Source organism: Streptomyces tricolor, from assembly GCF_002155905.1.
Taxonomy (GTDB): domain Bacteria; phylum Actinomycetota; class Actinomycetes; order Streptomycetales; family Streptomycetaceae; genus Streptomyces; species Streptomyces tricolor.
Genome location: NZ_MUMF01000243.1, coordinates 23,518 through 34,456, shown reverse-complemented (window position 1 = coordinate 34,456; position 10,939 = coordinate 23,518). Strand labels below are relative to the sequence as shown.

Annotated in this window: 10 protein-coding genes; 3 read left to right on the top strand and 7 right to left on the bottom strand. The window is 71.7% G+C overall.

What is annotated here, in order from left to right; all coding sequences use genetic code 11:
- From CCN44_RS18175 to CCN44_RS18160, 4 genes are all read right to left on the bottom strand, one after another.
- On the bottom strand, positions 1–707 hold a 707-nt coding region (locus tag CCN44_RS18175; RefSeq protein WP_086698250.1), incomplete at its 3' end, for an SRPBCC family protein.
- 123 nt (positions 708–830) lie between these two features.
- Positions 831–2,450 carry a polyamine aminopropyltransferase gene (locus tag CCN44_RS18170; protein ID WP_059250253.1) on the bottom strand — a complete coding sequence of 540 codons (1,620 nt, stop codon included), beginning with the start codon at positions 2,448–2,450 and terminating at the stop codon, positions 831–833.
- 146 nt (positions 2,451–2,596) lie between these two features.
- On the bottom strand, positions 2,597–3,121 hold the full coding sequence (locus tag CCN44_RS18165) for a DUF2617 family protein (protein WP_059250252.1): 525 nt from the start codon (positions 3,119–3,121) through the stop codon (positions 2,597–2,599).
- A 329-nt stretch (positions 3,122–3,450) separates the two neighbouring features.
- Positions 3,451–3,807 carry a hypothetical protein gene (locus CCN44_RS18160; protein WP_208639792.1) on the bottom strand — a complete coding sequence of 119 codons (357 nt, stop codon included), beginning with the start codon at positions 3,805–3,807 and terminating at the stop codon, positions 3,451–3,453.
- A gap of 141 nt (positions 3,808–3,948) precedes the next feature.
- Here CCN44_RS18160 and CCN44_RS18155 point away from each other — a divergent pair, with 141 nt between their 5' ends.
- On the top strand, positions 3,949–5,133 hold the full coding sequence (locus CCN44_RS18155) for a pyridoxal phosphate-dependent aminotransferase (RefSeq protein WP_059250250.1): 1,185 nt from the start codon (positions 3,949–3,951) through the stop codon (positions 5,131–5,133).
- A gap of 52 nt (positions 5,134–5,185) precedes the next feature.
- Here CCN44_RS18155 and CCN44_RS18150 read toward each other — a convergent pair whose 3' ends face one another.
- Both CCN44_RS18150 and clpB read right to left on the bottom strand, forming a co-directional pair.
- Positions 5,186–5,716, bottom strand: coding sequence for a type III secretion system chaperone family protein (locus CCN44_RS18150; RefSeq protein ID WP_059250249.1), 531 nt, complete (start codon positions 5,714–5,716; stop codon positions 5,186–5,188).
- Positions 5,717–5,909: 193 nt separating this feature from the next.
- Positions 5,910–8,507, bottom strand: a complete 2,598-nt coding sequence (gene clpB, locus CCN44_RS18145) for an ATP-dependent chaperone ClpB (RefSeq protein ID WP_059250248.1) — start codon at positions 8,505–8,507, stop codon at positions 5,910–5,912.
- A 138-nt stretch (positions 8,508–8,645) separates the two neighbouring features.
- Here clpB and CCN44_RS18140 point away from each other — a divergent pair, with 138 nt between their 5' ends.
- Positions 8,646–9,059, top strand: a complete 414-nt coding sequence (locus tag CCN44_RS18140; protein WP_143649841.1) for a pyridoxamine 5'-phosphate oxidase family protein — start codon at positions 8,646–8,648, stop codon at positions 9,057–9,059.
- Between the two features lie 154 nt (positions 9,060–9,213).
- On the opposite strand, the gene CCN44_RS18135 is transcribed toward CCN44_RS18140, so the two are convergent.
- On the bottom strand, positions 9,214–9,549 hold the full coding sequence (locus CCN44_RS18135; RefSeq protein WP_079081016.1) for a Rieske (2Fe-2S) protein: 336 nt from the start codon (positions 9,547–9,549) through the stop codon (positions 9,214–9,216).
- 280 nt (positions 9,550–9,829) lie between these two features.
- On the opposite strand from CCN44_RS18135, the gene CCN44_RS18125 reads away from it, so the two are divergent.
- Complete coding sequence (locus CCN44_RS18125; protein WP_086698248.1) at positions 9,830–10,840, top strand: helix-turn-helix domain-containing protein; 1,011 nt, start codon at positions 9,830–9,832, stop codon at positions 10,838–10,840.
- Positions 10,841–10,939: the final 99 nt, after the last annotated feature.

Sequence of the window (10,939 nt, the reverse complement as noted above, 5' to 3'; positions counted from 1 at the left end):
GGGGCGTAGCGGCCGCGGGGCGGGGCGTGGTCGACCTCCTCGGCGCTGCGGCCGATCATCGTGCGGCGTGCGTGCGCGGCCTCGGCGGGGGGTTCGCCGGTGTCGGTGAAGTCCCCGGGGAAGCGGTCGGGGTGTTCGGCGCCGGTGGCGGCTCCGTCGTCGCGCTCGTCGTCGCTCACACCTTCGCTCTCGTCCTCGTCCTCGTCCGGGTCGAGGGAGGACGGGGGGACCTCGGTGTCGAAGACGGAGGTGCGGGCGGAGTCGGCGGGGGGCTCGGGCGGTACGTCGCCGAGCGTTGCCAGGGCCTCCAGAAAACGGTTCAGCAGCCTCGTCGCCGCCGCGGTCACCGCCTCCGCCGGCAGTTCCGTGATCCGGCCGGACGCGTCCGCGGTGCCCTCGGCCGTGACCGTGCAGCCGCCCTCGGTGTCCGTCAGGCGCAGGGTCAGGGCGAGCTTGACCGAGCCGGTGCCGCGGGCCTCGGTGGCGTCGGCGTCGACGGTGCAGGTGCCGTCCTCGCGGAGGGTCACGCGGGCGGTCCCCCGGTAGGTGACGGAGTGTCCGCCGACACGGAGTTTCAGGCGGCCGGTGATCGGTTCGGCACCGGCGTCCTGTTGCAGACCGGGGACGGCCCGCGCCACGTGGGCCTGGTCGGCCAGGGCGGTGCGGAGCCGCTCCGCGGGGGCCGGGACGAAGACCTGGTGCTCCATGGTGGGGGAGCCTACCCAGTTGTGGCCGGAACTCACCCGGGCGTGCTGGGGGCTCCGCCCCCGGACCCCCGTTTGCCCACCGCCCGCCCGTCCCGGTCGGCCGGGAAGCACACGAGAAACCTTTCAGTACCTCGGATGCATCAACGTCGACGCCGGCACCCCCGTCACCCGTGTCCGTTCCGCCGCCCGCGCGTCCGCCGTCAGTTCCTCCTGGGTCAGCGCGCCGGGGTGGCCGGGCCCCAGCCGCAGCGCCGGCGGTGTGTTCCCGGGCGCCGCCAGCAGGAAGCCCCAGTCGCGGGGTGAGCGGGGTGAGCGGGAGGCACCGGCCGAGCGGTCGGGGCCGGGGACCCGGTAGGGGGAGGTGGCGAAGCCGGCCGTGCGGAGGGTCGCGGCGACGGTCCAGAAGGCGCGGGGGCGGGTGGTGACCGGGCCCGCGTGCACCGCCAGGCGGCCGTCCCCGGCCAGCACCCGGCGGGCCAGGCCGTAGAACTCCTGGGAGTACAGCTTGGTGCTGGCGGTGATCCCGGGGTCGGGCAGGTCGGCGATCACCACGTCGTACGCCGGTCCGCGCGCCCGCCGCAGCCAGGCGAGCGCGTCGGCGGTGGTGACGCGCACGCGCGGGTCGGCGAGGGCGTGCCCGTTGGCGGCGGACAGGCCGGGGTCGCGGCGGGCCAGGCGCAGCAGGCCGGGGTCGAGTTCGACGATGTCCACCCGGCGCACCCCGCGGTGGCGCAGCACCTCGCGGGCGGCCAGGCCGTCGCCGCCGCCGAGGATCAGCACGCGCGCGTGCGGGCCGGTCAGGGCGGGCCCGACGAGGGCCTCGTGGTAGCGGTGGGCGTCACGGCCGGCGACCCGGAGGCGGCCGTCGAGGAAGAGGTCGAGGGGCCGGCCGTGGGTGCCGCCGGCCAGGACGACCTCCTGGACGTCGGTCCGCACGGCCACCCGGACGTCCGTGCCGTACAGGGCGTGCCGGGCGGCCCGTTCGAAGTCGTCGGCGAGGACGGCGGCGGAGGCCAGGACGCCGAGGACGGTGAGGCCGGCGAGGAGGAGGGCCCAGCGGGCGCGGCGGGTGAGGTCGCGGCGGAACAGGCCGAGGACCAGGGCGCCGCCCGCGACCACGTTGACCGTACCGGTCAGCAGCGCGCCGGTCGACTGGCCCAGGAACGGCAGCAGGAGGAAGGGGAAGGCGAGGCCGCCGACCAGCGCGCCCACGTAGTCCGCGGCGAACAGGTCGGCGACCGCGCCGCCCGCGTCCTGCCGGCGGATGCGCTGGATCAGCTCCATGAGCAGCGGCACCTCGGCGCCGATGAGCAGGCCGATGGCGAGGGAGAAGGCGACCAGGAGCCAGCGCGGTCCGTCGGCCCACATCCCGCCCCAGCCGGCGGTCCAGGCGAAGACGGCGTACAGCACCATGGCGCTGCACCCGCCGATCAGCGCGAGGGCGGACTCGACCGCGCCGAATCCGGCCGCCGCGTGCCAGCGCAGCCGTTTCGCGCCGAGGGAGCCGATGCCCATCGCGAACACCATCACGGACAGCACCACGGAGGCCTGGGTGACCGAGTCACCGATCAAGTAGGAGGCGAACGCGACGAGTTGGAGTTCGTACACGAGTCCGCAGGCCGCGCAGACGAAGACGCACACGAGGACCAGGAACCGTCCGGTGCCGGGCCGGACGGGCAGCCGGGCGGGGCCGGTCCAGGCGGGCGGGGCGCCCGGGGGCGCGGGGGCGTGCGGTTCGATCACGTGGCGACGTTACGTCACATGCTCGGCACGCTTCGTCACCCACACGTGTGGATCTGGGGGCGGTCGACGCATGACGGGTTTATGTCGCCGGCGGACGATCGGCTCGGCGATCAGCCCGCGGGCCGCCCCTGCCCGCGGCCCGGCGGTCAGCTCGGCCGGGCCGCCTTCCTCCGGGCCCCCACCCGGGTCCGCGTCGCCACCAGCTGGCCGTCCTGCGGGTAGGCGTGCCAGGTGCGCCAGTGCACCTGGCCCTCGTGCCGCTGGGCCAGCATCGCGGTGAAGGCGTGCGGACTGCCGGGGAAGACACCGGCGAGGCCGTGCGGATGGTCGGAGACGAGGGCCAGCAACTCCTGGGCGCGGCCCGCGAACGAGCCCGGGGTGAGCACCTCCACGCGGGCGGCGAACTCGTACTCCCAGTCGCCGACCCGCTTGGCGACGCCGAGCGGCAGCGGGGTGCTGGAGCCGGGGATGCACGCGACCGTCTCCGAACAGTTGCCGCGCTCCTCCTCCAGCAGCACCTGGTGGGACGCGCCGAGCAGCCGCAACTGAAGTTTCGCGCCGGTGAGTTCGAGATCCAGGGTGGCCAGGGCGGGCAGCGGTTCGCGGCCCAGGGCCCAGGCGAGGTCGGCAGCGCGCGTATCGGTGTACGTGGTGTTCAGGGTCGTGAGCATGGATCGGCTCCGCTAACACGCAAATGAGGGGGAGAACGGCCATGTCAGCCCAGCCGGCCCGGCCGGGTGGGGAGTTCGGGGGGCATCCGAGGGGCTGCGTTGGCGATTTAGAGGGAATCATGAACAGTGGCGCCGCCACAGCGTTTTTACCCAACTTCGTGGGGTTTCCATCCCTCAGAGGGCTCCACAGCTCAACTGTTCAACCATGGCGTACGCCGGGCGCACATGCGGACACGGACCGAGCGCCCGCCGGACGGTCCGTCCGGCGGGCGCTCGGCGGTGTGCGGCCCGGACACGGTCCCCCGTTCCGGAGGCCCGGCTGCCCCGTGTCAGCTGCCTCCCCCGCATCCGCCCCCGCCGCCGCACGACGATCCGCCGCCGCACGACGACGATCCGCCGCCGCAGGACGAACCGCCGCCGCAGGAGTGACCCCCGTGGTGGTGGCCGCCGTGTCCCCCCGACGAGCCGGAGTCCCCGCCGCCGACCCACCAGCTGCCCGCACCCGCCTCGGCCCCCGTGGACGCGTACGACCCGGACGACCCGGACGACGAGGACGACGAGCGGTACGACCGGTTCCGTCCGCGGCCGGACTTGTGCAGCGACAGCCGCGCCTTCCGGCTCCGGCGGGCCTGGCCCGCCGCGAGGAACACCACCACGACCACCGCCAGGATGATGCCTTCGACCATGGCGTCACCCTCCTTCCGTTCCCCCGAAGCGGCCCCCCGTGGGCGCCTCGCGTGTTGCCGCGTCTGGCGCGGTGCCGGGGGGATTCCCGGCCGCTTCCCGCCGCAAAGCAGAGTTGAGGAACTCCAGAGCTTGAGCGCAGGATGACCGGCATGACCTCCAGCGCACGTCCTCACCTCAACCGCCGGCTCGCCGCGTTCGGGACGACGATCTTCGCCGAGATGTCGGCGCTCGCCGTGGCCACCGGGTCGATCAACCTGGGTCAGGGCTTCCCCGACACCGACGGGCCCGAGGAGATCCGGGAGGCCGCCGTCCGGGCGCTCCGCGACGGCCGCGGCAACCAGTACCCGCCCGGCCCCGGAATCCCCGAGCTGCGCACCGCGGTCGCCGCGCACCAGCTGCGCCGCTACGGCCTGGCCTACGACCCCGACACCGAGGTGCTGGTCACGGCGGGCGCCACGGAGGCGATCGCGGCCTCGCTGCTGGCGCTGGTCGAGCCGGGGGACGAGGTGGTGGCGCTGGAGCCGTACTACGACTCGTACGCGGCGAGCATCGCGATGGCGGGCGGCACCCGGGTCCCGGTGACGCTCAGGCCGCGGGACGGCGCCTTCCGGCTGGACCTGGACGAGCTGCGCGCCGCGGTCACCGACCGCACCCGGCTGCTGCTGATCAACACCCCGCACAATCCGACGGGCACGGTCCTCACCCGCGCGGAGCTGGCCGCGGTCGCCGAGCTGGCGGTGGAGCGGGATCTGCTGGTGGTGACCGACGAGGTCTACGAGCACCTGGTCTTCGACGCCGCCGAGCACCTGCCGCTGGCCGCGTTCCCCGGGATGCGCGAGCGCACGGTGAGCATCGGCTCGGCCGGCAAGACGTTCTCGTTCACCGGCTGGAAGGTGGGCTGGGTGACGGCCGCGCCGGAGCTGGTGAGCGCGGTCCGCGCGGTCAAGCAGTTCCTGACGTACGTCGCCTCGGGGCCGTTCCAGTACGCGGTGGCCGAGGCGCTCGCGCTGCCCGACTCCTACTTCGAGGAGTTCCGCCGGGGCATGCTGGCCCGCCGGGAGATCCTGGCGGAGGGACTCACGGCGGCCGGCTTCGAGGTGTTCCGGCCGGCCGGCACCTACTTCATCACCACCGACATCCGGCCGCTGGGCGAGAAGGACGGCTTCGCCTTCTGCCGCGCCCTGCCGGAGCGGGCGGGCGTGGTGGCCATCCCGAACGCGGTGTTCTACGACGACCGGGAGGCGGGGGCGCCGTTCGTGCGGTTCGCCTTCTGCAAGCGGGAAGAGGTCCTGCGCGAGGCGGCGGAGCGGCTGCGCCGCATGTGAGCGCGGGGGACCCGGTCCGGGAGCCAGCGGCCCCCGGACCGGCCGGGCTCGGTTACTCCCCGTCGTCCTCGGGCGTCTCGGAGTCGTTGACCTCCTGCTCCAGGCCGAGCTGCTCGGCCAGCCACTTGTCGAACTCGATCGCGGCCCGCACCCAGCTGACCGTGGAGGAGACGAAGTGGTTGATGTCGACGCCCGTGCCGATCAGCATCTGGGCCTCGCCGATCAGACGGACGGTGCCGTCGTCATGGGTGTGGGTGTACACCTTGGGCCACAGGGTGCGGCGGTTCCAGTCGTCGATGGACTCCAGCAGCTGCGGCTTCTCGTCGATCTTGTGCGGGCGGTCGTAGAAGGTCCGCACCGAGAAGATCGCCTGTTCGGCCTCGCCGCGGAACATGAAGTACGTGCGGAACTGCTCCCACGGCGCCGCGAGGTCACCCTCCTCGTCGACGACGTACTTCAGCTCCATCTGGTCGAGAAGCTGCTTCACCAGGTCCTGATCCGGGAGGACGGGGCCCGCCGGTCCTTGGGGCTGCGGTTCGGGCTGGCCCCCGAAGTTCGGAATCGAGGACGGGTCGATGCTCACCGTGTTTTTCCCTTCATGCGGATGCCGCCATCCTCCCACCGGCGGGTCGGGGGATGGCAACCCCCGACCCGCCGGTCAGCCCAGAGCTGACAACGGCGAGCCGCGGCCCCGGCCAGGGTCTGTCGTTCGGATCAGGTCGGCTGTGGGGCACGTTGCCTTCCGGCCGACGCCGGCATGATCCGAACGACAGGCCCTAGAGGGTCTTGCCGGTCGCGGGGCCGACCAGCAGCCCCTCGCCGAAGCGGTCCACGCGGACCGTGTCGCCGTCCTTGACCTCGCCGGACAGGATCTCCTTGGCGAGCCGGTCGCCGATGGCGGTCTGCACCAGGCGGCGCAGCGGCCGGGCGCCGTAGGCCGGGTCCAGTCCCTCCTCCGCCAGCCAGGCCAGCGCCGCCGGGGTGACGTCCAGGGTGAGCCGCCGCTCGGCCAGCCGCTTGGCCAGCCGCTCCAGCTGGAGCCCCGCGATCCGCTCCAGCTCGGGCTTGGTCAGCGCCGAGAAGACCACCAGGTCGTCCAGCCGGTTGAGGAACTCCGGCTTGAAGGAGGCCCGGACGACCTCCAGCACCTGCTCCTTCTTCTGCTCCTGGCTGGTCAGCGGGTCCATCAGGAACTGGCTGCCCAGGTTGGAGGTGAGCACCAGGATGGTGTTGCGGAAGTCGACCGTACGGCCCTGACCGTCCGTCAGCCGGCCGTCGTCCAGCACCTGGAGCAGGATGTCGAAGACCTCGGGGTGGGCCTTCTCCACCTCGTCCAGCAGGACCACGCTGTACGGGCGCCGCCGCACCGCCTCGGTCAGCTGGCCGCCCTCCTCGTAGCCGACGTAGCCGGGGGGCGCGCCGACCAGCCGGGCCACGCTGTGCTTCTCGCCGTACTCCGACATGTCGATGCGGACCATGGCCCGCTCGTCGTCGAAGAGGAAGTCCGCGAGCGCCTTGGCGAGTTCGGTCTTGCCGACACCCGTCGGGCCGAGGAAGAGGAAGGACCCGGTGGGCCGGTCGGGGTCGGCGATCCCGGCCCGCGAGCGCCGTACGGCGTCACTGACCGCCTGTACGGCCTCGCTCTGCCCGATGAGCCGCCGGCCGATCTCCTCCTCCATCCGCAGCAGCTTCTGCGTCTCGCCCTCCATCAGCCGCCCGGCGGGGATGCCGGTCCAGGCGGCGACGACGTCGGCGATGTCGTCGGAACCGACCTCCTCCTTGACCATGGTGTCCCGGGCGGCCTGCTGCTCGGCGGCGGAGGCGGCCTCCAGCTCCTTCTCCAGCTGCGGGATCTCGCCGTACAGCAGCTTGGCGGCGGTGTCGAAGTCGCCGTCGCGCTGGGCGCGCTCGGCCTGCCCGCGCAGGTCGTCCAGCTTCTCCTTCAGCTCACCGACCCGGTTGAGGGACTGCTTCTCCTTCTCCCAGCGGGCGGTAAGGCCGCGCAGCTCCTCCTCCTTGTCGGCGAGGTCGCGGCGCAGCTTCTCCAGCCGCTCGCGCGAGGCCGGATCGGTCTCCTTGCCGATCGCCAGCTCCTCCATCCTGAGCCGGTCGACGGCACGCTGCAGCTCGTCGATCTCCACGGGCGAGGAGTCGATCTCCATCCGCAGCCGCGAGGCGGCCTCGTCCACCAGGTCGATGGCCTTGTCCGGCAGGAAGCGGGAGGTGATGTACCGGTCGGACAGGGTGGCGGCGGCCACCAGCGCGCTGTCCGCGATCTGCACCTTGTGGTGCGCCTCGTACCGCCCCTTGAGCCCGCGCAGGATGGCGATGGTGTCCTCGACGGTCGGCTCGGCGACCAGCACCTGCTGGAAGCGCCGCTCCAGCGCCGGGTCCTTCTCGATCCGCTCCCGGTACTCGTCCAGGGTGGTGGCGCCCACCATGCGCAGCTCACCGCGCGCCAGCATGGGCTTGAGCATGTTGCCGGCGTCCATGGCGGAGTCCCCGCCGGCCCCGGCCCCGACGACGGTGTGCAGCTCGTCGATGAAGGTGATGATCTGCCCGTCGGAGTCCTTGATCTCGGCGAGGACGGCCTTCAGCCGCTCCTCGAACTCGCCGCGGTACTTGGCGCCGGCCACCATCGCGCCGAGGTCGAGCGCGACGAGCCGCTTGTCCTTGAGCGACTCGGGCACGTCGCCCTTCACGATCCGCTGGGCGAGCCCCTCGACCACGGCGGTCTTGCCGACACCCGGCTCACCGATGAGCACGGGGTTGTTCTTGGTCCTCCGGCTCAGCACCTGCACGACCCGCCGGATCTCCTGGTCCCGCCCGATGACCGGGTCGAGCCGGCCCTCGCGGGCGGCGGCGGTGAAGTCGGTACCGAACTTCTCCAGGGCCTTGTACTGGCCCTCGGGGTCGGCGGTGGTCACGCGGCGTCCTCCCCTGGCCTTCCGGAAGGCCTCCAGCAGCTTCTTCGCGTCGGCGCCCTGCCGGGTGAGCAGCTCGCCGGAGGCACCGCCCTTCGCGGCGATGCCGATCAGCAGGTGCTCGGTGGACAGGTATTCGTCACCCAGCTCCTTGGCGCGCTCGCCCGCGTCGGCGATCACGGCCAGCAGTTCCCGGTTGGGCTGCGGCGGCGCGACGGTGGATCCGGTCACGCTGGGCAGACCGGCGAGGATCCGCTCGGCGCCGGACCGCACGTCGGCCTGGTCGACGTCGACGGCGGCGAGAAGATCGATGATGTTCTCGTTGTCCTGCCCCTGGAGCAGAGCCAGCAGCAGGTGAGCGGGGGTGAGGTCCGGGTGCCCCTCGGTCAGGGCGCGATTGCTCGCCGCGTTGATCGCGTCCCGGCTCCTGTTGGTCAGCTCGGCGTCCACGTGTTCCTTCTCCTCCTCGGCGTCGTCCCGACAGCCTTCCGTCCCAGTCCTGCCTTAACCAACGTGCACAAAGTTGAGTCTATTCCACTCAAGGCAGGATGCGCACGGGTGTCGGCGGGGTCGGTTAGGTTGCACGGCATGGCCTCGTACTCCGTAGACCCGGCTGCCCCGGACGAGCCGTACCTCGCCTTCTGGCGGGAACGGCACCTGTGCACCCTGACGACCCTCCGGCCCGACGGCAGCCCGCACGTCGTCCCGGTGGGGGTGACCTACGACCCCGACGCGCGACTGGCCCGGGTGATCACGAACAAGTCGAGCACGAAGGTGTCCCACGTGCTCGCGGCCGGGTCCGAGGGAGCGCGGGTGGCGGTGTGCCAGGTGGCCGGCCGGCGCTGGGCCACGCTGGAGGGCCGGGCGCACGTCCGCACCGAGCCGGAACGGATCGCGGAGGCGGAGCGGCGCTACGCGGAACGGTACGAGCGGGCGCCGTCGCCGAACCCGTCCCGGGTGGTGATCGAGATCCAGGTGGAGCGGGCGCTCGGGCGGGGCTGAGTACGGCGGTTTTCGGCCACGGTGAAGCCCTGTGAAAGTCTGCCGATACCCGGATGTACCGCCGGAAACTGCAGCGGCGTCACCGTGTTCAGGTCACGGTGACGCCGCTGCGGGGGGAAGCACCTGAGCGATGTGTTACGACGGGGGAATCGCTTCAGGCGCTGCGGGGGGTGGCCGAGATGGTCCTCACGTCGGTCTCCGCCGGCTCGGACAGCCGGTGGTCCCGCTGGTCCAGGTTCACAAAGATCATTCCGTACCGGATGGCACAGCGCACCGGCTGCGGCGCACCGCGCGGCTTGCGCAGGCACCGGAACGCCCGCACGTCACCGTCCTCGTCCCGCGTGACGACGACCGGCTCGCCGAACACGGTCACCATCAGCGAGTCACCGCTGTGGGGGATGGCGGTGACCAGGTCGATGAAGTGCCAGCCGGAGCGGTAGGCGGTGGCCATTTCGCGACGGAAGGAGCGGTCGTCGGGTGGAGTGGTCACATCAGCTCCCCAGAACTGTCAGCCGTCTCCGTGGGCGCACTGGTCACCGCTACCGCCGGCCACCTGGTATCCGCCCTGACGTCGCCCTTCGCACCGGAGTGGCCACTCAGCACTCCGAGGGCCACAACAGCGGAGAAGGTGGCGACAAGTATCGAGCGAAGCGCTCTCTGACCCATTGTCGGCTTCGTCCTCACTTGAAGGTCCCCTCTTCCCCCGTCGGATAAGACGATGGCTCATTCAGGCACGTCATGACCACACAATCAGTGCATCATGTTCCTGCATGTTCAGGACCCTGGGGGGTGGAGATTTGGTAACGAATCGGGCTAAACCGGCACATCCCCATACAGTCACTGAGCTGTGTGAGGAAGGAAGTCGGCTGTATACGCACGCTCTGCGGACGGGGCGCATCGCCCGCGTGGACGTGGATCCGGCTCCCTGTTTGATGGAACTCGCCCTGTTGTATCCCGATCCTGACGACCCCGATTGGCTGCGCCCCCTGCCTCCGGCGGTCGCCCTCGCCCAGCGCCTCAACCCTCTGGAGCGCGAGATAGCGGATCGCAGGCGCAAGTCAATCGAACTCTCGGATGCTTTCGAGCCGTTCATGGCCCTCAGCGCGCAGACAGCCTCGGCCACGCACTCGATCGCCGTCCTGGAGGGCAGCGACCGGATCAACACGGCGCTGGACCTGGCCACGGCCCAGTGCCAGACCGAGGTGCTCACGGTCCAGCCGACCAACCGTTTCTCCGAGCGCACCTTCACCCAGGGCCTGGAGCGTGACAAGCCCCTGCTCGAACGCGGTGTCCGCATCCGGACCCTGTACCAGCACACGGCACGCTACAACCCGGAGAAGCTCTCCTACGTGGAGCAGTTCGCCGACGGCAAGGTGGAGTACCGCACCATCGACGAGTTGGTGGAGCGTCTCATCATCTGCGACGAGTCCGTCGCCTTCATCCCCACCCGCGACGACCAGCAGGTGGCTCTGGAACTGCGCCACCCGGGGCTCGTCCGCTATCTGATCAAGGTCTTCGAGTTCATGTGGAACCGAGCGGTTCCCCTCAGCGCCAGCGCTCCCTACGAAGCCGCGTCCGACGGCCTCACCGACATCCAGCACTCCATCGCCAAGCTCCTGGTCGAAGGCCACGTGGACGAGGCGATCGCGCGGCGTCTCGGGATGAACGTCCGTACCTGCCGGGCCCACATCGCCAAGCTGGCCCAGGCCCTCGGCAGCGGCAGCCGTGCACAGCTGGGCTATCTCATCGCGCAGTCGGGAATCCTGGACCGGGACCACTGAGGACGGCCCGGTGACGCGCCAGGCACACCGTGCCGAGGAACTGTGCGCCGCCGGGCGGGAGGCGTACGAACGCGCCCCGCGGGAAGGCCGCATGCCCGC